Annotated in this window: 18 protein-coding genes and 4 pseudogenes; 12 read left to right on the forward strand and 10 right to left on the reverse strand. The window is 60.1% G+C overall.

Annotation, left to right across the window (positions count from 1 at the left end; genetic code table 11):
• Nucleotides 1-192 precede the first annotated feature (192 nt).
• The 5 genes and pseudogenes from AMB_RS05270 to AMB_RS05275 all read right to left on the reverse strand — a co-directional run.
• Nucleotides 193-1,254 (reverse strand): HEAT repeat domain-containing protein, encoded by a 1,062-nt coding sequence (locus AMB_RS05270; RefSeq protein WP_043743488.1) that lies wholly within the window; start codon nucleotides 1,252-1,254, stop codon nucleotides 193-195.
• Nucleotides 1,255-1,659: 405 nt separating this feature from the next.
• A complete protein-coding gene (locus AMB_RS25575; protein ID WP_158303927.1) occupies nucleotides 1,660-1,908 on the reverse strand; it encodes a HEAT repeat domain-containing protein in 249 nt (82 codons plus the stop codon).
• A gap of 333 nt (nucleotides 1,909-2,241) precedes the next feature.
• Nucleotides 2,242-2,505 (reverse strand): annotated as a pseudogene (locus tag AMB_RS23975) (IS3 family transposase); the annotation flags it as partial.
• Between the two features lie 77 nt (nucleotides 2,506-2,582).
• Complete coding sequence (locus AMB_RS23980) at nucleotides 2,583-3,167, reverse strand: helix-turn-helix domain-containing protein (RefSeq protein WP_083763434.1); 585 nt, start codon at nucleotides 3,165-3,167, stop codon at nucleotides 2,583-2,585.
• 541 nt (nucleotides 3,168-3,708) lie between these two features.
• Nucleotides 3,709-4,772 (reverse strand): annotated as a pseudogene (locus AMB_RS05275) (IS3 family transposase); the annotation flags it as partial.
• A gap of 104 nt (nucleotides 4,773-4,876) precedes the next feature.
• On the opposite strand from AMB_RS05275, the pseudogene AMB_RS26300 reads away from it, so the two are divergent.
• Nucleotides 4,877-5,515, forward strand: a pseudogene (locus AMB_RS26300) (IS110 family transposase); the annotation flags it as partial.
• 235 nt (nucleotides 5,516-5,750) lie between these two features.
• On the opposite strand, the pseudogene AMB_RS24935 reads toward AMB_RS26300, so the two are convergent.
• The 4 genes and pseudogenes from AMB_RS24935 to AMB_RS05300 all read right to left on the reverse strand — a co-directional run.
• Nucleotides 5,751-5,857: pseudogene (locus AMB_RS24935) on the reverse strand (transposase); the annotation flags it as partial.
• Nucleotides 5,858-6,568: 711 nt separating this feature from the next.
• Complete coding sequence (locus tag AMB_RS05290; RefSeq protein WP_050750633.1) at nucleotides 6,569-8,605, reverse strand: AAA family ATPase; 2,037 nt, start codon at nucleotides 8,603-8,605, stop codon at nucleotides 6,569-6,571.
• 83 nt (nucleotides 8,606-8,688) lie between these two features.
• Nucleotides 8,689-9,261, reverse strand: a complete 573-nt coding sequence (locus AMB_RS05295; RefSeq protein ID WP_011383452.1) for a hypothetical protein — start codon at nucleotides 9,259-9,261, stop codon at nucleotides 8,689-8,691.
• 15 nt (nucleotides 9,262-9,276) lie between these two features.
• Complete coding sequence (locus AMB_RS05300) at nucleotides 9,277-9,753, reverse strand: hypothetical protein (protein WP_148207302.1); 477 nt, start codon at nucleotides 9,751-9,753, stop codon at nucleotides 9,277-9,279.
• A 240-nt stretch (nucleotides 9,754-9,993) separates the two neighbouring features.
• On the opposite strand from AMB_RS05300, the gene AMB_RS05305 reads away from it, so the two are divergent.
• The 7 genes from AMB_RS05305 (at nucleotide 9,994) to AMB_RS05335 (ending at nucleotide 17,980) form a co-directional block, all read left to right on the forward strand.
• Nucleotides 9,994-10,248, forward strand: a complete 255-nt coding sequence (locus AMB_RS05305) for a helix-turn-helix domain-containing protein (protein WP_043743492.1) — start codon at nucleotides 9,994-9,996, stop codon at nucleotides 10,246-10,248.
• 138 nt (nucleotides 10,249-10,386) lie between these two features.
• Nucleotides 10,387-10,839 carry a hypothetical protein gene (locus AMB_RS23170; RefSeq protein WP_011383454.1) on the forward strand — a complete coding sequence of 151 codons (453 nt, stop codon included), beginning with the start codon at nucleotides 10,387-10,389 and terminating at the stop codon, nucleotides 10,837-10,839.
• Entirely contained in the window at nucleotides 10,836-11,258 is a 423-nt protein-coding gene (locus tag AMB_RS23175) for a DUF2442 domain-containing protein (protein ID WP_011383455.1), read from the forward strand. The genes AMB_RS23170 and AMB_RS23175 overlap by 4 nt, the downstream gene beginning before the upstream one ends.
• Nucleotides 11,259-12,007: 749 nt before the next feature.
• Complete coding sequence (locus AMB_RS05320; RefSeq protein WP_011383456.1) at nucleotides 12,008-13,186, forward strand: IS3 family transposase; 1,179 nt, start codon at nucleotides 12,008-12,010, stop codon at nucleotides 13,184-13,186.
• 463 nt (nucleotides 13,187-13,649) lie between these two features.
• On the forward strand, nucleotides 13,650-14,645 hold the full coding sequence (locus AMB_RS05325) for a DNA-binding response regulator (protein ID WP_011383457.1): 996 nt from the start codon (nucleotides 13,650-13,652) through the stop codon (nucleotides 14,643-14,645).
• 49 nt (nucleotides 14,646-14,694) lie between these two features.
• On the forward strand, nucleotides 14,695-16,944 hold the full coding sequence (locus AMB_RS23985) for a CHASE domain-containing protein (protein WP_158303929.1): 2,250 nt from the start codon (nucleotides 14,695-14,697) through the stop codon (nucleotides 16,942-16,944).
• Between the two features lies 1 nt (nucleotide 16,945).
• Nucleotides 16,946-17,980, forward strand: coding sequence for an HDOD domain-containing protein (locus AMB_RS05335; RefSeq protein ID WP_011383459.1), 1,035 nt, complete (start codon nucleotides 16,946-16,948; stop codon nucleotides 17,978-17,980).
• Here the strand turns inward: AMB_RS05335 and AMB_RS05340 are convergent.
• A protein-coding gene (locus tag AMB_RS05340) for an IS3 family transposase (protein WP_407636032.1) occupies nucleotides 17,943-19,090 on the reverse strand; the annotation gives its coding sequence in 2 pieces (ribosomal slippage) (nucleotides 17,943-18,829 and nucleotides 18,829-19,090; 1,149 coding nt in all). The two genes, AMB_RS05335 and AMB_RS05340, sit on opposite strands and share 38 nt — an antisense overlap.
• Before the next feature lie 112 nt (nucleotides 19,091-19,202).
• Between AMB_RS05340 and AMB_RS05350 the strand changes: the two genes are divergently transcribed.
• The 4 genes from AMB_RS05350 to AMB_RS23185 are packed head-to-tail and all read left to right on the forward strand — an operon-like array spanning nucleotide 19,203 to nucleotide 23,407.
• The gene (locus tag AMB_RS05350) at nucleotides 19,203-19,448 is read left to right on the forward strand and encodes a hypothetical protein (protein WP_043743503.1); all 246 of its coding nucleotides are present in this window, start codon (nucleotides 19,203-19,205) and stop codon (nucleotides 19,446-19,448) included.
• Nucleotides 19,445-20,611, forward strand: coding sequence for an HD domain-containing phosphohydrolase (locus AMB_RS05355; protein WP_050750636.1), 1,167 nt, complete (start codon nucleotides 19,445-19,447; stop codon nucleotides 20,609-20,611). The genes AMB_RS05350 and AMB_RS05355 overlap by 4 nt, the downstream gene beginning before the upstream one ends.
• A gap of 25 nt (nucleotides 20,612-20,636) precedes the next feature.
• Complete coding sequence (locus tag AMB_RS05360) at nucleotides 20,637-21,473, forward strand: phosphate/phosphite/phosphonate ABC transporter substrate-binding protein (protein WP_043743505.1); 837 nt, start codon at nucleotides 20,637-20,639, stop codon at nucleotides 21,471-21,473.
• Nucleotides 21,470-23,407, forward strand: coding sequence for an ATP-binding protein (locus AMB_RS23185; RefSeq protein WP_011383463.1), 1,938 nt, complete (start codon nucleotides 21,470-21,472; stop codon nucleotides 23,405-23,407). The genes AMB_RS05360 and AMB_RS23185 overlap by 4 nt, the downstream gene beginning before the upstream one ends.
• The last annotated feature ends 129 nt before the right edge of the window (nucleotides 23,408-23,536 follow it).

Here is a 23,536-nt window from a genome sequence, read left to right on the forward strand (position 1 = left end):
CGGAAGGTTGTGACCTATCCCCAGCACTGCTGGTTTCGATTGAAGGGAACCGAGTGACGACGACGACATTAACCGAGCACGACCGCTCCAACATAGTAGGCCACGCCGAGCCCAATGACGAGGATCGCCATCAGGATCAGCCGCGCACGGCGGGCGCGCCGCTGAAGAACACGGGAGGGACGGGGCCGGAGGTCAGACATGGCCCTCGGCCTCACGAACGAGTGCAGCCAGCAGGCGCTTGGCCACGACGTCAGGCGGTAATTCGCCAACCTCCAGCGCCTTGGAGCCAAACTCGGAGGTAACCACCACCGTCTCCCCTTTCAACTCGCATCTGCCGATATAGGGGATTTCATCGATCTCAACGACAATATCGTGCGGGCCAATCATGGCGGTTGTAGCTCTCGACAATCTCCGAACCCGATCGGACACCTTTGCGGACAACGCTGAGCCACACTCATCAAGAGCCGATAACACTGCTTCGGCCAAGTCGGGCCGATCTTGTGCCACCCGACCAAGCAGCACGACGGCGTCGTCGTCGGCAATGTCGGCTAAGGCATCGATTACTTCGTGGTTGGGCGCCGATGCTAACGCTTCGCTCAGCGCCTCTAGGGCATCAACCTTCCCAAATCGCCCAAGGGCGCAGGCCGCGGCAATGCGAACGCTGGGGTGCAGATCATCTTGAAGATCCAACAAGATAGCGACAACATCAGGATCTAAGCGTGCGCTGCGACAGGCATCGGCACGGACATCGGGTTCGTCATGGCGCAGCAACCGCATCGTCACGGCGGCAGGCAGGGTGACGCCGGTTCGAGCTGCTGCGGCAACAGCAAGTACCAACCCAGGCCCCTGAACCATATCTCGTGTGATGATCCGCTCCACCGCAGTCGCCGCCTCTGGGCCGCCGATTTCAACCAAGACTTCAAGTGCCACGGCTTGCTCGCGGATCAAGGCACTGAGGCCAAAGCCAGAGAACCTCTTGCAGATACCCTCAAGGGCTGGCACAGCCGCCGTCAATTTACGCCGCCCACATTCGGTCATCCGGGCGAAGATTTCCGCAATCCCAGCGGTTGCGATTCCTGCCACCAATTCTTGATCTGGTAACGAGCTGAGATCGGCAGGCGCGCGGCCATCGGCCCGCGATGAAGGCTTCGCCGATGGGGCTCGCTGTTCAAAGAGATGGAGCTGGCTTTTCGACATGGCGGTGATGATGCCAATTTTCTGCAAAAGAGAGAAGGTGTGAAGTTCGCCGACCAAAACTGTTGGCAACACTCAAAAGTAGAGCGCAATCTCCTTTCTCGACATCAAGAATGAAGATGGATGCCCAATGGGCGAGAGGCTGGTCATGCTTAATGCCGACTCGGCCTAAAGTGAGGATCAAGGCTTATCTGCCGGAACCATAATCAGCTGTTGCGTGAAGTACGGGCAGTCATTGGACTTACGAACCTTCCACTTCCCGTTGGCAACGGGACATAGCGTTGTTTAGATAACAACCACCGCCCTGCCTCTACCGAGTGGGAAACCCACCGGCCACCTTTGCCGCCAGCGGCAATTCGCAACCATCCAGCACCTCCAGGACAGCATCTGCTAATTCCGCTCTGTCGCGGGCCACGCGGCCTAGCTGCACGATGGCAGTGTCATCCAGCACCCCGGCGATCGCCTCTATAACCTCGACGGTCGGGGCTTTTCAAGCATCCGCATCAGGACAGGCAGGGCCTCAGCACGGCCCATATGTCCCAGCGCGCAGGCTGCAGCACCGTGTACACCAGCATTGAGATCGCCCAGTAGCTCGATCAGGCCGTTGATCACCACCGGGCTTGGACGCGCGCAGTGGCAGGCGTCGGCACGAATGGCTGGGTCGGCGTGCCGCAGCAAGTCCGTGACCGTGGTCGTCGGCAGGGTGGCGGCCAATTGAGCCGCCGCCCATACTGCTGTCGCCAAGGTCGGACCTTGGACTTCCCGCCGCTCTATAATGCGTGCAACCGCAGCACCCGCTTCCGCTCCGCCAATCGCCACCAGAGCGCCCAGGGCGGCGACCTGCTCTCGCACTGGGGCGGGCGGCGGCGAACCCGGTGAACCGGCGAATTACCTCCGCCAATGCGGGCACGGCAGCAGCCAGTTTCCGGCGACCAGCCTCCTGCATGACAGCCTCGACATCGGAGATCCCGACTTGCGTGATGGCGGCAAGCAATTCATCGCTGGTCATGCTGGCGATATCGACAGCAGGTCGAGGCGCCGGCATTGAGGCAGGCGCAGCTTTAGCCGCATGCATGCCTCATCGTTGAGCCAAAGACGGCTCCGCTTGGGCTGCTTTGGTGGCACTTTAAGCCCCTCCCGCCGCCAGATCCGCTCGACCCGCTTGGGATTGACGGTCCAACCTGCGTCACGCAGCAGGGCCGTAATCCGGCGGTAGCCATAGCGGCCATACTGGCGAGCCAGGGTGATGACGTCGGCGGTCAGTGCCTCTTCATCATCCCGATCCTGTAGCTCACGTCGCTGCGTCGAGCGGGGGCTGTCCCAGCACTATCCACACCGGATAGCGAGGGGAGGAGGTCGAAAAGCTGCTGCCTACAGACTGGCTCAGACTATTCGTACGAGTTCGGCGTGGCATTAGTATTTAGCTCATCAAGGAGATCTTCAAGAAGCCCCTGCAGGATGATGGCTGGCGAATCGAAATCGTGAGCGATAAAATTGGCGGTATTTTCCATTAGGTTTGTTTGGCTTTGTTTTGAATCGGTTATTAAAGATAGGTTAGAGTCTGGCGCGCTGGACTGTTTCACCCCCTGCTCAAGACGGTTGTTCCTGGCAGAGTTGGACGGTTCTTGTGCGCGTGGTGGATGGTTTTGATTTAGCTGTAACTGGTAGACATTTGATCTTCCCCGTCGCTCCCCAGGGAATTGACTGTTTTTGTTACCGCCACCAGCGGTGTAGGTAAAGTAGCCGCACAGAAGCAGTGTCTTGATCGCAGTAGCAACGGCCGCCCTCGACAGCCCGACATCCGATGCAATCCGCTCGTAGCTTGGAAAGCATTGCCCGTTTTGGCTGTTTATTCGGTTGATAAGCGCAAAGCCGACTCTGCGTGAGCTATCATTCAGTCGAGGGTCCTTCATGATTTGTGACAGCACACTCATTCGAGCGGCCAATGAGTACGGCTTTTGCGCCTCTGTCATTGTGATTCGATCCAGGCTTGGACGGCCGAACTTTTCCAGCGAAGAAGGCGGCCAATCCTGATCGGAGGCGGGACAGCATCAGGATTGGCCGAAAGAAAGCAATAAAGCGATTTAAGGCTTGGAAGCCTCAGAATCGTCATAAGCTCTCCGGGGGTAATGAGGTGATCCATGTCGTGCTCCATGTTGCATTGAATCATGGTAGCGAAAGTCACTATAAAAAGTGAAGTGGGGGTCTATTTTTTTCTGCAAACAGATCGAACGTTGTTTGTGAATTGGCAGATTTATGGGCTAACCCGGCGCTAATTAATGCGGAATCGAAACCTGTTACCAGTGAGTTGGTCGTCGCCTCGCGTACACAATGGAATTTTGATCTGGGAGATCGCTTCACACTTGGTGTCAGCATGGTGATGAAGATCCGAAAATCGACATCCTGTCGCCAGATGGGCATAGGATGTCGATTTTGATGGCGATTCCGGACGGGTTCGTCGTGGGCATGGTGGTGAAAATCTCGCCGTCGAGCTGACCTGCTCGGGAACTTTCCTCCGGCGAAAAGTAGAGCCTTTGGCAAAGTTATGCCGTCTGGCGCGGTGTGGGCAATGGGGCCGGGCTCGGAGCCCCGGAGGGGCGGAGAGGATGGCCCCATTGCCTTGAGTTTGGCGGCGTGCGCCGCCGGGGTCTGGTATCCCAGGGATGAGTGTGGTCTGGCGGTGTTGTAGTCGTCCGCCCAGGCGGCGATGACGGCCCGGGCCTGGGGCAGGCTGGTGAAGACCGTCTCGTTGAGCAACTCGTCGCGCATGCGGCCATTGAAGCTTTCGACGAAGCCGTTCTGCATGGGCTTTCCCGGCGCGATGTAATGCCAGTCGATCCGCTGCTGCTGTTTCCAGGCCAGGACGGCATTGGACGTCAGCTCGGTGCCGTTGTCCGAGACGATCATCTCTGGTCGCCCTCGCCGAGCAATCAGCGCCGACAGTTCACGGGTCACCCTGGCCCCCGAGATCGAGGTGTCGGGAATGGCGGCCAGGCACTCCCGCGTCACGTCGTCGACCACGTTGAGGATGCGGAACCGCCGTCCACAGGCCAATTGGTCATGGACGAAGTCCAGCGACCAGCGGGCGTTGGCGCGGGCCTCGACCAGGATCGGGGCACGGCTGCCAATGGCCTTGCGCCGGGTCTTACGCTTGCGCACCGCCAAGCCCTCCTCGCGATAAAGCCGATAGATACGGCTCAGTCCCGATGGCTCCCCCGTCTCGTGCAGCAGGATGAACAGCCGACGATAGCCGAAACGCCGCCGGAGGTTGGCCAAGTCCCGCAGGCGGGCACGCAGCGCCTCGTCCCTGGGGCGGCGCGACCGGTAGCGGATCGTCATACGGTCGGCGGCAATCACCGCACAGGCCCGACGCTCGCTCATCTCGAATTGGCTTCGCAGATGGGCGACAGCTTCTCGCTTGGCGGCGGGCCTCACCATTTTTTTCCCAGCAGATCGCGGAGCGCGGCCTCGTTCAGCATGGATTCCGCCAGCAGCTTCTTCAGCTGGGCGTTCTCGTCCTCAAGCGCTTTCAGCCGCCGGGCTTCCGACACGTCGAGCCCGCCATACTTGGCCTTCCACTTAATGGGATGGACGTCTCTCCCCCCAAGCGGCAACGCTTGCAAAGGGGCGCATCAGATGTTGGAGGAGATCATGACGATCACATACATGGGTATCGATCTGGAGAAGAGCGTGTTCCAACTGCACGGGGCGGATGCCGATGCGCGGCCTCCTGCTGGACCGTGGCTTCGCGATCGGTGCTTCGATCACTCGAGCCCGGCGCGCCATCCCCGAGATCATCTCCGATCCGAACAACGGTTTGACCACCATGGCTCGGGAAACCATCACGGAACTCCACGAGTTTCTTGGTCAGATCGACCAGCGGATCAAAGCGTTCGACCGTCGCATCGGGGAGATCTTCCGCGCGAATGCGGCTTGTCAACGGATCGCCCGCATCTTTGGCGTCGGCCCCAAAACGGCCACCGCCGTGATCGCGGCGGTCGGAGATGGCAAGGAGTTTAAGAATGGCCGACACCTTTCCGCTTGGATGGGGCTTGTCCCACGACAGCATTCCAGTGGCAGTCGATAGATTCTGATGGGGATCAGCAAGCGCGGCGATCAGCACCTGCGAACCTTGCTCGTTCATGGCGCGAGAGCCGTGGTGCGGGTGGCCGCGAGACGGAGTGACCCGTTCAGCCAATGGATCAATGCGCTGCGAGAGCGTCGCGGGGCGAACCGGGCAATTGTCGCCGTCGCCAACAAGAACGCCCGGATCATATGGGCGATGCTTCGGCGCCATGAGGAATTCCAGCCCGCAACCTGAGGCTGGGATGGAGGTTGCATGGAGATCTACGAAACGTGACCGACCGGCAAATCCGGTGTGTGAGGAACCTGGCTTTTATAACGGCCCCATGAGGCCGACCACTTGTTGAGGCTCACCACGCGGAATTCCCATTTGGGCGCACCGACATCCGGTGACGCCGGATAGATGTTCGCAACCTGGGATGCGGTCAGAACGGCTCGAAGAAATCCTTGCGACAGGAGAGACGTCCATAGATGTAGAAGGTGGCGCTCGATATGCCATGGCGGCGACACACATCCGCCGTCGCGGCACCGGCCTCCTGCTCCCAATGATCTGCTCTTCCGAAAACCTGCTCCGCTTCATCTCGTCCGTCCTCCGATGGGCCGGACTCTACTTCAAACTGGAGGAATTTTCCCAAGGCAGGTCAGAGCAACTCGTCGCGGAGCTTCCCATTGAAGGGTTCGCAGTAGGCGTTCTACGGGCTACCGGGTTCGATAAAGAGCGTCCCCATCTCCACTTTGCCAAGCCATTTTCACACGGCAATGGCTGTCATTTCCGGGCCGATTTCGCTGCGAATGTACGTGGGCATAACCACCTCAGCGCGCCAGAAAATATACATCTGCTGTCGGATGACATTCACGCAGGGCGATTGATGCCATCGACACAGCTAAAATAGAACGCTATGTCGCGCTCGAGACATTGGCATTCTCAGAAATTCGACGTGAAATCGACATCCTGTCGCCAGTTGGCAATAGGATGTCGATTTTTGATGTTTTAAGTTAGTCAATCCCGGCAGCCAAAATGAGAGATGTCGTCTTCACATTGGCGGAAGGCGGTGAGGTTGGCCGTAGAAATTGATTTAGTTGACGGGGTTTCAAATGGGATGGTTGTCCAGTGCAGCCAATTGAAGATTTCTGCTCTGGAGTTCTGTCTTTCCGTCTGGTTCCAGTTCATTGCAAAATCGACATCCTATTGCTATCTGGCCATAGGATGTCGATTTTGAATGTGATCAGATAATTAGGGCTGCGGCTATTAGCAGTGTCGCTCGCAGCTGACTGCCGGGACTATATGGCGTTAGCTCATGTGGATAGTCATGCTTATTGAGGTTCCATAGCCTCCTTCGGAGTGCGCGGCCAGCAGTCCAGCGCTTTGCGGGTCGACTTGGGCGATGATCTCGTGGGCATCGAGCGTTTCTTGGCGTTGCAGCATGTCTGCGATGCGCAAGACCGTTGTCGAGTTCCATCGAATCAGATTTAGCGCCTCCTGATACGCCTGCTCGAGAATGCTTGAAACTTTGCGCGCCAAGTCCGGGCGGGTACTGAGCATTGGTCCGATGCTGTCGATGTTCGGCATCCCTGTCCATACCAGTGGCATTTGATCGTCCATGCCCATTGCTGTCAAAGAGACCGTCGCCAAGACTGTCGCACGTGCCAGATCCGAGCTTGTGCTGCCGCCGGAGCCAGTCGACACGCTGCCAATCAATGTTTGTTCTGCGGCGCGGCCAGCGAGGAGGTGCATCAGCATGAAATTGATGTCGGAGCGGGTCTCTATTGATCCTTGATCAAGTGAAATCGTCACGCCACCGCCGCTTTCTTCCGTCTGGCGGATGCTGGCCATCACCAACATATCAGGACGATGAAGCGCAATCACAACGGCGTGACCAGCCTCATGGATCGCGCTGCGGCGCACAACTTCTGCAGGAGCCGTTCTGATTTTTCCACGGATCTCAGTAGTCAAATCTTCTTGCACCATGGGCCTGTTCGCATTGCGCGCACAGCGCCGAGCACCACGCACCCACCTCTCAATATCTGCGCCGGTGCCGCCATACGCCAGTTTGGCGAGGTCCTTCAAGTCGATGCCGTTTAGGTCCTGGCCGAGGTGATAGCGAAGAATTTTTCCAATGGACTCCTGATCGGGGAGAGGGATCAGGATGCCGCGGTCCAGACGTCCGGAACGAACAATAGCGGGGTCAAGGCGCTCAGGATGGTTGCAGGCGGCGACGACGACCACTCCCTCACGACCCGTAACCCCGTCCAGCAATTCAAGGAAGCCATTCACAACCTGCACGCTATAATCCCGGTACTCGCTTTTGAACTGGGACCGGTTTCCGAATCCATCAACTTCATCAATGAACAGGATCGAAGGAGCTGCCGCCCGAGCGGCATCAAATGTTGCCCGCATTGACTTCAAGAGGTCTCCCAAATGACCACTCGATTGCCATTGCGCGAGCGATGCGGAGATGAGAGGAAGGACGCATGAGCCAGCCAGGGCGCGCGCAAAGGTGGTTTTACCTGTGCCGGGCGGGCCGAACAAAAGGCATCCGCGATCAACTGCGGACCAAGGAATTCGTCCAGCTTTAAACTCAATGAGGTCGGCTTTCAGGCTCTGTCCCCAGGATGTTGCCTCCGGCATCCCGAAGAGTTGGTCAAGGGTGATGGCTGGAACTTGGTTCCGCGTCTCAACGAGACGGCGCAGCCTCTGCAAAATGGTATCGGCTCCGTCGCCAGGGCGGCTTGCCAAGGCAATATCTTCGATGTCGCAGCGACGTGCCAATTCATCGGAAATGGGCTCGGCCGGAACCGAGTTGGTCATTGTCAGGATAATCTCATGCAGGGTTGTGGAGTCCAGGGGCGGCACAACAAGCCGGTGGTCGGCTACCCGCAACAAATCCTTTGGCAGGAGGCGATCGGGAACATGGGAGATACCCAGCACAGAGCCGCCACCGGCCAAGGTTGCTGCTACGGCTCCATTTCCCTCCGACTGGGATTCGCCCTTCCTGGTGCCGCTCCGCTTGAATTCAACCCACCGCCCCGCAGGATTCACGCATCCCCATCGCCAATCATTGGAATCGCCGCTGACGTATTGTGTGCCGGGTGATGTCACCATCAGTTGCCAGGCATTGGCTATGGGTTCCACCCAAGTGCTGCTCGGAACCTCGATGACCACGGCTAAGCCCGATTCGGCAGGCAAACAGAGGCTGGGATGCCGTTGCAGGACGTGCCTCAGAGCAATTTCGGCAGCGACCTGGACCGGATTCTTGTTTTGGACGTCTGTGGCTTCGAGCGGAATCTCGATTGGATCGGTAAGAGTCTCCTGATCATCTTTGGGCATGGGGGGGCATTTGGGCTTTCTGGGCGCCATGGTGGACCTCAGTTTATTTTGGAAGGATTAGGCTGTCGCCGGGGGCGAGGTGATCAGTGAATGTTGGGTTGAGAATCCTTTTTCAGGCGAGGGATCCACGCTTGAGGGCGATCTCCCCAGCTGCCTGCAGTGGCAAGGTCGATCCCGCGCAATTCCGCTTCGAGCGCCGCCATCCGAGTGACAATCTGCCATCGCTCGACGATCCTAGCCGAATCGGCCGTAATTAATGCCATGAGAACCTGAGCGGACGTGTATGGCCGCGAATTCAATCCGCGATTCCAGCGGGATGCCGCCGACTTTTCAAGTCCGAGTGGGAGGGAAATCTCCTGAAGGTCTGGTTCAGTTGGAAAAGCACTCCTCAGGGTCTTGAGAAATTCACGAGGGGTCGGGAAAAGCAGAGGAAGGGCAAGGCCAGGCGTTGTTGCAATGAACCGCAGCAGGATCGCCGTCGGGGCATACACCAAGCGTGCCATATCGTCGATGTCCTGGTCAGCCCTGAAGCGACCCGTCTTCTGCTGGGTCAATCCAAGCATGCCACGTTTCAGCAATGAGGGAAGTTGCAGCGCCTTAAGACTGGTAAGAAGGGTGTCTGTTGTGATGGGGAAATCTTGGGGCAGGTTAAGCATAGTGGGCGTCCTTATTTAGATGGTGTTGATAGCGTCAAGGTCCTGCATCTCGAGTGCAGCAACCATGGCGGTATAGGTGATACGAGGAAGGGGGCGGGCGTGCTGGTTGGAAAATCCCAAGGCGTTGAAACGGCTCCCTTGCCAACCGGCAAATGGGAGGATGACAACGTGATCGGCTGAAGCCTTCAGCAGGCGAGGAATGTCACGTCCATCGCGGGTTCCGCATTCGATGGCAATCCGGCCATGGCGAGTCTCGGCGAAAATATCGATCAATGCATGGGCCGAGCCACAGGGGACCCAATGCTCCAACGATACGCCTGCATGCGGGTCGATTGCCTTCGCCAAGACCAGCCCAAGGCGGCGGAGATTTCGATGCGCGGGACCTTCGTTGCCATGACGCGCGGGTACGAGCAATTGATCGATCGCATCCGGGATCAGGATCTCGATCTCCGACACTGCGATGGATTGGGCCGTTATAAGCATTTCCAGCATGCGGCTGTCGCAGTCTGCGCGAACCCCGCCGGTCGCCGTTGCATGGAGAATCTGCGCGAGTGTGAGATCTGGGCGGGTGCTAATCCATGTACTTTCCATATGGTGATTCGGAGAGAGCATTTTGATCCTCAGCCAGCTTTAGAATTTGGTGGTCGGAATTCGTCATTACCCCTAGAGTGTAACTGCAAGCGCCTCAGGTGTCAACACCCTGGGTGCAATATTTTACACCTGAGGTGTTAATTGCTGACTGGGGAACAAATTCGCGCGGCTCGAGCTCTGCTCAGGTGGGAGCAAAGGGATCTTGCTGAAGCGGCAAAGCTGTCGATCGAGACGATCAAGCGCCTAGAGAAGATTCATGGTCCGGTCGGGGGGCTTGCCCGCACGACCGATGCGCTGCAGGCGGCGTTGGAGCAGGCTGGTATCACCTTATTTGGTGATGGACGATACGAAGGGGAGGGTGGACCCGGCGTCCGGCTAAAGCAGCCTATAAAATAAGCTTTGTATCGATTGGGGGGGGCATTTCAGCCAGGGTGCGGATACAGCTCAAGGCTCACATCACGTGCTCGCATCCGGCATCAGCCGGCATTAGTCAGCCACCTTGAAAAAACCTAAGCGTATAGGTTATCGTGTATCATGAAGTTGTTTCATTCAGCCGGTGCCAACGCGCGTGTCGATATCCAGACTGAGGATCATTGCCCGCCACATGTGCATGCGTTGAACTGGGCGGACCGCTGGGAAGCCAAGGTTGAGATTTCCTTTGTCGATAACAACGTGGTGCTGATGGAGGTGCTGCCTGTCGCGAACGAGCCGACGAGGCGAACCCTTGGTAAACTGCTGGATGAAGTTGGGCAGCACTTGGATCTCTGCCGACGTGGGTGGTGGCGGATTTACGGGGATACCTGCCTCGTCAACAGGTGGATCAGGGTTTCGGCGGAGGGCGTGCCAGCCGTATTGAAGAAGGGCAGGAAAGGGGCGTCACAGGTCTTGGGGGCCAAGTACGATCCCGGCAGCACCGTCCTGACGCTGGCCATGTCGGACGGGTCGACGGTGAGCATCAACGCAGGTGATGGAGAGGTTGAACGATGAACGGGATCCAAGTCACGAGCGAAGAACTGTCACAGGCGATCGAAGCTGGGCACCGCCGCATGGTGACAGAGTTTCGCGCCGGTTCGGTGCGCTATGATCCCGTGCGGGACGCCATAGAATTAACCATGGTGGACGGCTGGGGTCTGGTCTTACTTCGTTCGGCAGTGGCCGAACTTGCCGAGATCCCGTCCCAAGACATGGGCAAGCTGGAGATCTCGCCGGTGGGCACCGGTCTTCTGCTAGACGCCCATGACATTCACATCAATGTCCACGGTCTGGTGACCGGGTTCATTTCGCCGCATCTGATGGCCTCGGCCCTTGGACGAAAGGGTGGATCGGCGTCCTCTGACGCCAAGGCGCAAAGCTCCCGCGAAAACGGCAGGAAGGGCGGCCGGCCGGTGAAGACGAAGGTCGCTTGACCCGGGCCGGACCGAGTCCATCGAACGATGGCCGAGGAGAGAGAGGGCCTGTACAAGATTCATTGAAACGCTGAAACATAATTGCGCTGCCGCCGTGTGGGCTGGCGCATTTGACTCCGCTGTAGCCGTCAACGAAGTAAAAAGCCTCAACAACCTAACTACCAGGGCGGCCGAGGCTATCCCCGGCAGGTCGATGCGGCTCAGACCGCGAACGGCTCGGCCGTGACGGCGATCAGCGATAGGGCGTATTAACCAGATCGCCGCGGGCATCTCACCTATCGGGCTGCGTATCGGTCCTCTTCGCGTGCCCGAAATTCTGATGACCTCGTCATCCTGCGGTGCTAGAATTTTTTGCGAACATCGGGGTGTCCGTGTCCTCTCTTTTGCTCCAAATTTGCTCCAATGCGAGCGGGAACTAGAGAGGATTGGAGAGGACTCGACAGGACGGAATTTGGCAGGTTTTCTGGGGTTTGCCCGGCAAATTGGCTCTGGTCAAGGGGATAAGCTTCGGGCTCATAACCTGAAGGTCGCAGGTTCAAATCCTGCCCCCGCAACCAAATTAGCCCGCAATCTCAATAGGTTGCGGGCTTTTTGATTCTCGGCCCCGTGTCCGTGAAAATCTGTGTCCGTACCGTGTCCGTTTGAAATGGCGCCCAGAGGCGCCGTTTTGCCGCTTCTGACCTTCCCCCCTGAAACCGGTCCACGCGGAGAGTGAGTTCCCATAACCTGAAGGAAACAGAGGAACTCAAATGAAGCGCAGTCGATTTAGCGAGGAACAGATCATCGACATCCTGAAGGAGGCCGAGGCGGGGGAGATGCCCGCCGTATCGGTATGCCGCAAGCACGGTGTCTCTGAGCAGACCTTCTACCGCTGGAAATCCAAGTATGGGGGTATGGAGGTGTCGGAGGCCAAGCGGCTGAAGGCGTTGGAAGACGAAAACACGCGGCTGAAGAAGCTGTTGGCGGACGCCATGCTGGACAATGTCCTGCTGAAGGAAGTCCTCGGAAAAAAAATGGTGACGCCCACGGCGTTGCGGGAAGTCGGATGCTGGCTGATGTCGGAAAAGGGCATCAGCCAGCGCCGCGCCTGCAACCTCGTGGGCCTTCACCGTTCGGTGGCGCGGTATCGGCATCGCCACCGCGACGACGGCCCGGTCCGGGACAGGCTGAAGGACCTGGCCGGCGGGCATCGTCGCTACGGCTATCTGCGCCTGCATGTTTTGCTTCGCCGGGAGGGGCTGGTGATCAATCACAAGCGAACATACCGCCTCTACCGCGACGAGGAGCTGGCGGTGCGGACCAAGAAGCGCAAACGGCTGGCGGGCCGGGAGCGCGTGCCACTGGCGGCGCCGGAGCGGCGCAATCAGCGTTGGTCGATGGACTTCGTTTCCGACAGCCTGTGCTCGGGCCGCCGCTTCCGGGTCCTCAACATTGTCGACGAACACACAAGGGAAAGTCCCAGCCAGTTGGTCGACCTGTCGATCTCGGGTGAGCGGGTAACCCGCCGGCTCGATCAGTTGGCCGCTTTGCATGGCCTCCACGAGGAGATCGTCACGGACAATGGTCCGGAATTTACCAGCAAGGCCATGTTCCTATGGTCACTGAGAACTGGCGTCCAACTCCGCTTCATTCAGCCCGGCAAGCCCATGCAGAACGGCTACGGCGAGAGCTTCAACGGCAAGTTCCGGGATGAATGCCCGAACGAGAACTGGTTCACCAGCTTGGCCGAGGCCCGCCGCCTCATCGAGGGCTGGCGGCGCTATTACAATGAGGAGCAGCCCCATAGTGGACTGGGTTATCAAACACCCGCCGCCTTTGCGGCCAAGCAACGTGGTGCCGTCCTACGGTCGCCTTCGGCTCGTTTCGGCAAACACCACGTCGCCAGCACTCCAGCAACCATGGTATCAACCAAAACACTCACCCTCTGAGTGGGCCGAATCAGGGGGGAAGGTCAAATGTCCCCTTCATGGTCAGTTGAATTATTCCATTCAACCTGGAGCCATTCACGGGGGGAGGGTCACTGCTGGCGCGAGTTTAGCTGATGAAAAATCAGGAAGGAGTCTCTCTTAGTGGTTGTTTGCGTTGAGCGCTGGCTAAGGAGGGCGGGAAATGCGCCATGGCGCAAGTCAGCAGCGGGCCGGAAGCAGTCCGTCAGATTTCGGGGGGGGGGCAATTGAAAGCCGGACATCGGCGCCTCAAGTTCGATGAACGCGCCTTAATTCGGGGCTGCCAGACCGCAGCTGGCCATATCGAGCCGCAACGACGATACTTATGGCGGTTACTTGCTCGGCGCCGTAGCCCCGGTGACACCACTCCGTCACCGCCTTTCGAACCGGGCGGAACCGCGTTATCGTGGTCGAGTGGCGCGGTGCATCTGGAAGCGCAGGGTTTATGTCTGACAAGGCCCGCATTCTGTTTGTTGACGACGATATCCGGGTTCTCGCGGCTTTGCGCCGGTCCCTGTATCCCCAGGTCGCGCGCTGGGAGATGGAGTTCCAGTCGTCTCCGGAGGTGGCTGTAGAGGCCTACCGGGCGTGGAGGCCCCAGGTGGTGGTGACCGACATGAAAATGCCGGGCATGAACGGCCTCCAGATGGTTATGGCCATGCGGCGCATCGGTGATACGGCACGTTATATCGTTCTGACGGGCACGGCCGATTTGCGGACAGCCATCGACGCAATAAACCAGGCGGAGATATTCCGTTTTTTCACCAAGCCCTGTCCTTCTTTTTTGTTGGTGGAGGGAATTCAGGCGGCCCTGGCCGCGGCAGCGCCCACATCCGTGCCCGCGGCAGATACCCTAGCCGATACGGCCTTGGATAAACTGCCCGTCGCTGTTCTGGTGGTGGATTCCGAGGCCCGCATCTTGTTTATGAATCGTTTGGGCGGTGCTCTCAGTGCATGCGGGGACGGTATCGTCATGAATGCGCGAAAGATCTGCCGTGCCTCGACCCCAGCCGATACCGTACGTCTGCATGCACTGATCGAATCGGCCATCCGGAATGGAGACGGTGGCGTCATGACCTTGCCGCGCTCCTGTTCCTCGCCCCTTTCGGTGGCGGTCAGCGCCTTGGAAAGCAGCGGCGACGCCACGCCAAAGGCGGTACTTTATATATCGGACCCCGATAATCATCCCATTCCCAATGCCGGTGAGGTGATGCATCTGCTTGGCATCACCTCGGCCGAAGCCAGGCTCACTCATGCCTTGGCGAGAGGCTTGTCTCTCGATGAGGCTGCCGAGGAAGCTGGCATCACCGTCGGTACCGCGCGGGGTTACCTGAAGCAGATTTTCGCCAAGACCGGCAAGACGCGGCAGGCTGAATTGGTCCGCCTCGTCATGAGCTTGCCGGTAACCCTCCCAAATGGGAGTGTTCCCGGAGCTAAATAAGATAGACTATGCCCAAGGTAGGTATGTAGCCTTGCCTAGGAGCGTGGTCATGGCGATATCCCAGTCCGCGAAGATCGTTCGGCAATTGCTTCCCACGTCAGTGATGGGAGTCCTGTCGTCGCTGGCTCTTTTCGGGATCGTTTTTCTGGTCGAGCGTGACAGCTCGGAAAGCCGCTTCGCAGAGCTGGCCGAGCAGCGGATTATTGCCATCCGCGCCAATATCGCCATCGCACAAGGCAGCGTGAACCTTCTGGCGGCTCACTTCGCCGTTGCCCCCGCCGGGTCCACCAGCCGGGAGGGCTTCAGGCGGTTGGTGGAGCAGACCCTCAAGGATCATGACTTCATTCAGGGCTATTCCTGGGACCCGCGGGTTCCCCATGACCAGCGCGCACTGTACGAGGAGGTGGCGCGGGGTGATGGTCTGAACAGTTTCGTATTCACCGAGCGTGATGCCGAGGGAGGTTTGCGCCCGGCGGTCCAGCGCGACGAATACATTCCCATCTATTACATGGAGCCCATGGCCTCTAACCGGCCCGCCCTGGGCTTCGATCTTGCGTCGCAGCCCATCCGGCGACTGGCTCTCGAACAGGGCCGCGACAAGGGCGCGCCGGAGGCGACGGGCCGGATCACCCTGGTCCAGGAACACGGCGGCCAGTACGGCGTGCTGATCCTAGCGCCAGTGTTCGACAAGGCAGGCCCCGCCGACCCCTATTCGAACCGGCGCTCGCTGACGGGCTATATTTCCGGCGTATTCCGGCTGGGTGACCTGATTTCCTCCTCGTCCAGCAGCGCGGCCGTGACCATGGCGCTGCCTATGGTCGATATCCACCTGTTCGATATGAGCGCGGCCGAGGGGGAGCGGCGCCTGTTTCCAAAGCAGGATAGTCGCACGCCCGATGCGCTTGCCGCGGGACTGCATATTTCTGAATCCTTCGCCATGGCGGGGCGTTCCTGGCTTCTGCTTGCCACACCCAGCGAAGCCTTCGTCGCGGCCAGCCGTCCGGCGGCGTCCTACGTTCTGCTGGTCGTCGCCTTGCTGTTCACGGCCTTCTACCTGTTGCTGTTGAAGAGCCGCATCGCCCAGGCCGAGAAGGCCACCGCCCTTGCCCGTGAGATGGGCCGTGCCAAGCTTCGTCTTGGCGAGGCTCAGCGGATCGCCAAGTTGGCCAGTGTGGAACTGGACCTGAGCCAGGGGCTTTTCACGACGGGAGACGATGCCGTCGAGATGCTGGGCCTGCCGAAGAGCCAAACCGGCGGTTCGGTGGATTTCTTGCTCCAATGCGCGCATCCCGACGACCGGATGATGGTTCGCGATGCCTTGATTGGTGCGGCCGACCAGGCCGTTGACCTGGAATTCCGCATCGAGGTCGGAGGCGAGGTGAGGGTCCTGCATGCCCTGGCCGACGATTTGGCCGAAGAGGGGCGAAGCATCATCACGCTTCAGGACATCACGGCGCGCAAGGCGGCCGAGGAGGAACGGGCGGCCATGATCGAGCGGATCGCCGAAACCGATCGGTTCGAGGCCCTGGGCACCTTGGCCGGGGGCATCGCCCACGAAATTAATACCCCGACCCAGTATGTGGGCGACAACCTCACCTTCATGAAGGAAAGTCAGGCCGAGTTGCTGGAACTTGCCCAGGCCGTTCGATTGGGGGCACGGGACGACCGCGACTGGCAATCCATCGCCGACAAGGCCTTGGCCCTTGATCTGGATTTCCTGGCGACGGAACTGCCGAACGCGGCGGATCAGGCGCTTGATGGTACCGGCCAAATCGCCAAGATCGTGCAGGCGATCAAGGAGTTCTCCTACCCGAGTTCCAAGAGCGCCCATCCGGTCGATCTCAATCACATGATCGACGTGGTGGCCACCGTCACCCGTAATCAGTGGAAGTATGTGGCCGAGATGGACTGCGACCTGGATCACGATCTTCCGAAAGTCTCGGCGGTCGAGGGTGAAATCAATCAGGTCCTTGTCAATCTCATCGTCAATGCGGCCCAGGCCATTGCCGAGAAGGGCGGAGATGCCCCCGGTCGCATCACGGTGCGGACGCGCAGATTGGAGAGCGAGGTGGAACTGAGCGTCACGGACACCGGCATCGGCATTCCGGCCGCCAACCTGAAGCAGATCTTCGAAATGTTCTTCACCACCAAGGCACCGGGACAAGGCACCGGACAGGGACTGGCCATCAGCCGGTCGATCATCCACCGCCATGGCGGCCAAATCTCGGCGGAGTCGCAACCCGGTTTGGGTGCCTGCTTCCGTATCCGTCTCCCGCTGACCCAGCCTCAAGGAGCCTGAGATGGACAGGGCGCTACCGACCATCTTGTTCGTCGATGACGAGAAAGGCGTTCTGGACGGCCTGCGCCGCAGCCTCTATGGCCAGCGCAACGAGTGGAACATGCGCTTCGCCCTGGGGGGGCTTGAGGCATTGGCCATTCTGGAGGCCGAGGCAATCGACGTGGTCGTTACCGACATGCGGATGCCGGGCATAGACGGAGCGGCCCTGCTCGACCGGGTGAGGACCCTGCAGCCCGAGACGGCGCGCATCGTACTTTCGGGCTTTTCCGAGCGGGAGGCCATTTTCCGCACTGTCGGCCCCGCCCATCAATACTATGTCAAGCCGTGCCAGCCCCAGGTGCTGGTCGAAGCCATCCGCCGCGCGCTGAGCGTCCGCCGCACGTTGCGTAGCCCCGCGCTGCTGGCCCTGGTCGCAGGCGCCACGTCCATCCCCGCCTTGCCCCGGGCGTTGACCGCGCTGTTCGCCGAGCTTCAGTCGCCCAACGGTTCGGCCTCCGAGGTGGCGCGAATCATTTCCTCCGATGTCGGTTTGACCGTCAATCTGCTGAAGCTGACCAATTCCGGCTTCTTCTACATTCCGTCGGCCATCACCGATGTGCTTCAGGCGGTCAAGATGCTGGGCTTTGAAATGCTTCGGGCCTTGACGGTGATGGCGGGTATCTTCGAGGCGTTCCGGTGCTGCGGCATCGATTGCGACGTCTTGCGTCAATTGGAACAGCGCAGCCTGCAGATCGGTGCGCTGGCCCGCAAGATCGCCGAGGCCAACGGGCTTGGCCAGGCGGCCCTGGACCAGACCCAATGCGCCGGGATGCTGGCCCATGTGGGTTCGTTGCTGCTGTTTTCCAACTGGCCGGACGTCATGGCGGAAGTGCGCCGGGGATTGGATCGTTCGGGCGGCGGCATCATCGCCGCGGAGAGGGATGCCCTGGGCGCGACCCACGCGGAACTGGGGGGAGTTCTGAGCTACTCCCCATTGGTTGGACAGAATTCGGGGAAGTTTAAGCTACTCTCCGGGCCTGCTGATCGGTTTGGTTGATGGTGTTCCAGTAGACCACGGCGGGGGTCCTTCCGCCATGGGCGGCGTGGGGCCGTTTGTGGTTGTAGAAGGTGATCCAGGGTCCGATCCCGGCCCTTGCTTGCGAGCCGGTTTCCCAGGCATGGAGATAGACGCATTCGTATTTTAGGGACCGCCACAGGCGCTCGATAAAGACGTTGTCGATGCAACGGCCCTTGCCGTCCATGGAGATGCGGGTTCCGGCCCGCTTCAGCCGGTCGATCCAGGCGAAGGATGTAAACTGGCTGCCCTGGTCGGTGTTCATGATCTCCGGCGGGCCGAAGCGCAGGATGGCCTCGTTGAGCACCTCGACGCAGAAGTCGGCCTCGAGCGTGTTGGAGATGCGCCAGGCCAGCACTTTCCGGGTGGCCCAGTCCATGATGGCGATCAGATAAAGGAATCCCCGGCGCATGGGCAGATAGGTGATGTCGGCGCACCAGACCTGATTGGGCCGGTCGATCCGCAGGCCCCGCAGCAGGTAGGGATAGGTCTTGTGGCCCTTGGCGGGCTTGCTGGTGTTGGGCTTCTGGTAGATCGGCATCAGGCCCATGAGCCGCATCAGCCGCCGGACGCGCTTGACGTTGACCGGGTGGCCCTCGTTCTGGAGATGCCAAGCCATCTGACGGACACCATAGAACGGCGTTTCCAGGAATTGGCGGTCGATCAACCGCATCAGCTCCAGGTTTGCCTCCGTCTCGCCCAAGGGCTCGTAATAGAACGATGATCGCGCAATGGACAGCAGGTGGCACTGGGCGCCGATCGACAGCGCCGGGTGTTTGGGCTCGATCATGGTCCGCCTCACTTGCCGGTCCACGGCTTGAGCTTTCGAGACAAAAAATCGTTGGCCACGGCCAGCTCCCCGATCTTGGCGTGCAGGGATCGCACCGTATCCTCGTCCACCTCGGCCTTCTTCTTGGCCCCGCGTTCGAAGATCTCCGCCGCCCCGTCCAGCAGGGACTTCTTCCATTGATGGATCATGGTCGGATGGACGCCATAGGCCGACGCCAATTCCGATACCGTCCGCTCGCCCTTCAGCGCCTCAAGGGCGACACGCGCCTTGAAGGCCGCGTCATGGTTCCTGCGCTTCGACATCTCTGATCTCCTCGTAGTTGGGGATCAGCAAACATCAGATCGTAGCTTCCGTCAGTGTCCAATTTCCGGGGAGTAGCTCATTCTGCTGGGGCTGTGGGGCTTCACCGATCCGGTGGTCGAAGCCGTGCTCTACCACCACGAGCCCAGCCGGTGCGAATACCATTCCAACGCGGAATTATCGCCCCTGGTGGCGGTTCATGCCGCCCAGCATCTGATCAAGCCGGTTCCTGCGGGAGCCGATTCCATGGCCGCCTGGACGGACGGTCTGGACATGGCGTTTCTCGGGCGGGTCGGCGTCACGGCGAAAATCGCGTCCTGGGCCAAGATCGTCGATACCGTCCGTAAGGAGGACACATGATGTCCGAACTCAGCGACAAGATCCTGGTGGTCGATGATGACGCCAACCTGCTGGCCGGCATCAAGCGGCTTCTTGGGCAAAAGCTCAACATCACCACCGCCGAGGGCGGCATCGAGGCCCTGGGAAAGGCTCAGAATGAAGGGCCTTTCGCCGTCGTGGTGTGCGACATGCGCATGCCGGGCATGGACGGGGTCGAAGTGCTGCGGCGGTTCCACGAGGCCTCTCCGGACACCAGCCGCATCATGCTGACCGGCAATGCCGATCAGAAGACGGCGGTGGAGGCCATCAATACCGGCCAGATCTTCCGCTTCTTCAATAAGCCCTGCTCCATGGCCGTCTTGACCGAGGGCATCCTGGCCGGCATCCGGCAATATCGGTTGATCACCGCCGAGAAGGTTCTACTGGAAGGAACGCTTTCGGGCAGCATCGCCCTGATGAACGACGTGCTGTCAATGGTGGCGCCGGAAAGTTTCCAGCGTTCTCTACGCCTGCGCGGCTGGTCGCTGCAGCTCGCGGCATCCATGGGCATGGACTCTCCGTGGGAACTGGAACTAGCCGCGACCTTGGCGCGGATCGGCGAGATCTCGGTGCCGCCGGAAGTGCTGGCCCGCCATCGGTCTGGACAGCGTCTGACGCCGGTGGAGGAGGAAATGCTCTCGCGGGTTCCCGAGACGGGGGCCGCCCTGGTCCGCAAGATCCCCCGCATGGCCCAGGTGGCCGAGGCCATCGCCTATCAGGACAAGTGGTTCACCGGCAAGGGATTGCCGCAAGGCGGCAAGTCGGGGCAGGACATTCCGCTCAATGCCCGCATTCTGCACGTCCTGCTGGCCTTGGATGAGATCGGTTCGGGCGAGCTGACGCGGGCCGCCTTCCCGTCACTGGAAAAAATGCAGGGGCGTTTCGACCCGGCAGTGCTGACCGCCGCCGCCCGCGGCCTATCCGCCATGGTTGTCGACGAAGCCGCCCTCACCAGACTGGAGATCCCCAGTACCGGGCTGCGTCCCGGCGACATCCTGGAGGTCCAGCTGGAACTGGAAAACGGAAAACTGGTTCTGGCCGCCGGCCAGACCATCACCGACGCCTTGTTCGTTCGCCTGCAGAATCTGCACAAAATGTACAAATTCCGCGATCCCGTGCGGGTTCGTCGCGCCGGTCGGCTTTAGCCCGCCGAGCAAAGGAGTGTGTGGAATGGCATGGACCCCTTTCAAGACGGCGCTGACCGCGATCATGGTGTTTGGCTGGCATGCCGGGGAGGGTAGGGCCGAGCCTGCCACCTACACCCTGGCGGTCGTGCCGCAATTCGATCTGCGTCGGATCGAGGCGGTCTGGCGCCCCATTATCGATCATTTGCAATCGACGACCGGGGCGCGCTTCACTCTGGTGACCGAGACCACCATCCCGGTCTTCGAAAAGGGACTACATGGCGGTACCTACGACTTCGCCTACATGAATCCCTACCACTACGTGGTTGCCCATCAGCGGCAGGGCTACAAGCCGCTGATCCGCGACGTGGAGGAGAAGCTGTCTGGCATCGTGGTGGTGCGCAAGGATTCAGGCTTGACCGAGGTTCGGATGCTCGACGGCCGCAAGGTGGCGTTTCCCGCTCCCAACGCCATGGGCGCCGCCCTCATTCCCCGCGCCGAATTCTCGCGCAAGCTGGGGATCAGGATTACAGAGCTCTACGTCAAATCCCATGATTCGGCCTATCTCAACGTCATGATGGGCCAGGCCGATGCCGCCGGTGGAATTCGCGCCACCTTCGACCAGCAAAAGCCGGAAGTGCGTGACGGGCTGACCGTCATCTACGAGACCGAGCGCTATACCCCCCATCCCCTGGCGGCACATCCCCGCGTGCCCGCCGACATAGCGGCGAAAGTGCAGCAGGCCATGATCGCCCTAGGGACAACGCCGAAAGGCGATGCCCTGCTGGACGGGATTCCCATCAAGACCATAGGGATTGCCTTGGACAGTGACTACGATGCCTTGCGCAACCTCGGGCTGGAGGCGTTTTACGTCGAACAATGAGCATCCGGTCCAAGCTCCTCATTCCCCTGCTGTTGCTGGCGGCCTGCGTATTGGCGTCTATGCACTTCATCGCGTTCGATACGCTGAAGAAGACGCTGGTGGCCGAGCGGATCAGCAGCGAGCAGCGCGCCCTCAGCCTGCTGGCCCTGGCGATCGCCCCTGACGTGCAGGCCAGTGACCTGGCCAAGATCCACGAGACCATGGGCGAGTCGAAGGCGCAGCATTCCTGGTGGCGGTCCTTGACCTTGACCAGCCCGGCAGGATTGCGTCTTTACCCCTTGCTTCAGTCGAACACCCAGCCGGGCTCCAACCTTCGCCTTACCGCTCCGGTCAGCGCCGCCGGCCGCCGGCTGGGAGAGTTGAGCATGGAGGTCGACCAGGAAACCCTGGTGGCGCCCGCCCTCTCGGTGGTCTACGGTCTGGAAGTGGTCGTGGCCCTGATCCTGATCCTGGGCACCATGGCGGTGGTGGGGCTGCAGACCCGGATGGTCATTTCGCCCCTGCGGCGGCTGGTGGAGGCCAGCAACCTTCTGTCCAAGGGGCAGTATGACGTCGTCCTGCCGCCTTCCTCGGCGGACGAGGTCGGCAATCTGGTTTCGGCGTTCGAGATCATGCGCAGTTCGGTGGCCAATCGCGAAGCGGCCCTGACCGAAAGCGAGGGACGTTTCCGCGATCTGGCCGAATCTGCGTCGGACTGGTTCTGGGAGACCGACACCGATTATCGCCTGACCTTCGTCTCCGACCGCATCGGTGCCATCCTGGGGGTCAAGCCGTCGGCCATTCTCGGTTACACCTATTTCGACGTGGGGCTGTCCGATTTCGATGCGGACCTGGCCCGGACCCATGCCGACGATCTAGCCAACCACCGGCCCTTCCGCGACCTGATGTTCCATATCGGTCCGGTGGACGGCAAGGACGAGAAGATCGTGCGCATCAGCGGCATGCCCTTCTACGATCAGGACAGCGCCTTCATCGGCTATCGCGGCATCGGCGCCGACGTGACCCGCGAGGCGCGGGCGGAAGAGCGCGCCCGTCAGGCTCAGTTGGAGTTGGCCGATCAGCATGCCCAGTTGGAACGCCTTGTCGAAGAACGCACCGAGGCGTTGAAGCAGGCCCAAATCGAGGCACTTCAGGCGTCACGCATGGCCAGCGTCGGCCAATTGGCGGCGGGCATCGCGCACGAGATCAATACGCCCATCCAGTATGTGGGCGACAATCTCGCCTTCATCCAATCGGCCGCCGAAGCGGTGTTTCCGCTGCTGAGCGAGGCGCGAGCCCTGGCGGAAAGCTGGCGGGTTGGGGAAGGCGATGCCGGCAAGACCGAGGAATTCCTGCAGCATTACGATGCGGCTGGGCTCGACTTCCTGATGGAAGAGACCTTGCCCGCAGTTACTCAATCCCTGGAGGGCGTGGCGCAGGTGGCGCGAATCGTCTTGTCCATGAAAGAGTTTTCCCATCCCGGCACGTCGCAGAAAACGGCAGTCGATATCAATCGTGCCCTGGACAGCACCTTGGTGGTCTGTCGCAACACATGGAAGCACGTCGCCCGGATGGAAACCCGCTTCGACCCGGCTCTGCCGCTGGTCAACTGCCATCCCGGCGAGATGAATCAGGTCTTCTTGAACCTGATCGTCAATGCGGCCCATGCCATCGAGGAATCGGGCAAGCCGCTGCCGGGAACCATCACCGCCGAAACCGCGCTGTGCGGCGACTGGGCCGAGATCCGGATCTCCGACTCCGGGACCGGCATTTCCGACGAAATCGCCCAGCACATCTTCGATCCGTTCTTCACCACCAAGGAGGTCGGGAAAGGGACGGGCCAGGGGCTGGCCATCTGCTACGACGTGGTGGTGAACAAGCACGGTGGTCAGATTGTGGTCGGCGGAGAGCCGGAACATGGGGCGATCTTCACCATTCGGATTCCGGTAGGATGATTGCCCCAAGCCACCAAGGTCAGAGTGTATCCGTTTTGATCACGACGGCTCGCCACTTCAGCACAAAGCGAAATGCTTCTGGTACCATCAGAATCTGCCCCGTAGAGATGTTAACTATCCGACGATTCG

Source organism: Paramagnetospirillum magneticum AMB-1, assembly GCF_000009985.1.
Lineage (GTDB): Bacteria > Pseudomonadota > Alphaproteobacteria > Rhodospirillales > Magnetospirillaceae > Phaeospirillum > Phaeospirillum magneticum.